Source organism: Ureibacillus endophyticus, from assembly GCF_003628435.1.
Taxonomy (GTDB): Bacteria; Bacillota; Bacilli; order Bacillales_A; family Planococcaceae; genus Ureibacillus; species Ureibacillus endophyticus.
This window is the reverse complement of the sequence record NZ_RBZN01000108.1, coordinates 1-1,674: the sequence shown is the minus strand read 5'-3', so window position 1 is coordinate 1,674 and position 1,674 is coordinate 1. Positions and strand designations below refer to the sequence as shown.

At 37.8% G+C, this 1,674-nt stretch carries 2 protein-coding genes; both read right to left on the bottom strand.

The window, feature by feature from the left end:
• Positions 1–70: 70 nt before the first annotated feature.
• Positions 71–787 carry an IS21-like element helper ATPase IstB gene (gene istB, locus D8M03_RS17500; protein ID WP_121216053.1) on the bottom strand — a complete coding sequence of 239 codons (717 nt, stop codon included), beginning with the start codon at positions 785–787 and terminating at the stop codon, positions 71–73.
• The coding region (locus tag D8M03_RS17495) for a transposase (RefSeq protein WP_211331008.1) at positions 784–1,674 on the bottom strand (891 nt) is incomplete at its 5' end. The genes D8M03_RS17495 and istB, both read right to left, overlap by 4 nt.

Genomic DNA, 1,674 nt, shown 5'->3' with positions numbered 1-1,674 from the left:
TGCATTTGGCAATCAAAAAATGTAATAAATGGTCATTAATTTTGCGACCACTTGCCAACACTATTTTTACTTATTTTCGAATACTAGAATTACGGTATCGATAGCTTTCTCCAGTAAAGATGATTAAATGTGAATGATGGATTAAGCGATCGATTACCGCCTCTGTTAAAATTTGATTCCCAAATACATGATTCCATTGTCCAAATTGAAGGTTCGTCGTAATAATGACGCTACGCTTTTCATAACACATCGAAATCACTTGAAAGAGAAGCTCTGCCCCTTCTTTTCCTAACGGAATATAGCCTAGCTCATCAAGAATAAGGAGGTCTAATTTATCAATTTGGTTCATTAATTTATTCAGCTGCCCTTTTTGATTCGCATCAATCAGTTGATTAACGAGTCCTGCAATTGTGTAAAAGCGTACTTTATGACCAAACTTAGTAATGGCATTTAATGCAATGCAACGACTTAAGTAAGTTTTTCCAGTGCCTACACCACCGTAAAGAATAAGATTCTCCTTTTCAGAGATAAACTGTCCATCCCATAAATCCTCTTTCGATAATGTTTTGGCTAGTTGCACATGCTGCCAATTAAACGGCTCATGACCACTTTGAGGCAACTGCGCCTGCTTTAATAATAAATTCAGTTTTGTTGCTTCACGATGCTCAATTTCTCGTGTAAAGAGCTGCTCTAGAAACTGAATTTGATCAGCGGTTAATTCCGCAATATGTGAACGTAACTGACTTAATTTCAAACGTTTTGCACAATCCTCTAGTAGCTGCGTCATGATTTCTCCTCCATTTTAAAAAGATCATCATAGTGACTTGAACCTCTAGTCACTTCTGGCAGTTTAGGGATTTCCTCAGAGGTTTGAATGTCCTGATAGAGCTGCTGATTGAATTTTTGTGCATTAAAAGCCTGCCTAATTTGTTCAGCCGAAGGATGCCCATTACTAGATGCGGTCATCAACGCTTCGTTTAGTTGACCAAATGTAGCTACGGTCATTAATTCTGCTAAAAGTGATAGTGCTGCCTTTTGCTCATCTTCCGTAGAGGCTTTTAAATAGGCTTGCCATTCTGATGGTAAATGATCATATACACCCGAATATTTAATTGCTTTTGGCCGTTGTGCCAATAATTTTAAATAAGGTTGCCAAACCATAGATTTGGCCTGATTGCCATACAATCTCGGATGCTTTACAATGCATTCATAGTTTTCGTTTAAAATCCGAATTTCATCATACAGAACTTCTACGAACACTTTCTTTTGCGCAAAACGCGGTGAAGTAGAATAAAGTTTTGAATCGATGTGCACAAATCCAGATTTGTCTGCTTTCGCAGTCATGATACGAGCGCAATTAAACTCCTTTTCTGGTAAAACTAAATGTTTTGCGACGGACTCTAAATGAAGTTCAGACTGCTTTCGCTTCTTTTCATAGTGAATCCGTTCCCAGTCTTTCTCAGCCTTTTCCCATAATTGCTCATTCAATTCATTTAAATCTGTAAGCGATAGCGCAGGTAATAAATAGTTGTTTCGTGAATACTTCACCATGTTTTCAACGTGTCCTTTTTCATTTCCCTTGCCAGGATTACAGAATTCATATTCGAATCCATAATGTAAAACAAAACGTTCGAACATGTCCGTTAACTCACGCTCTCCCTTTGCGTGAATCTT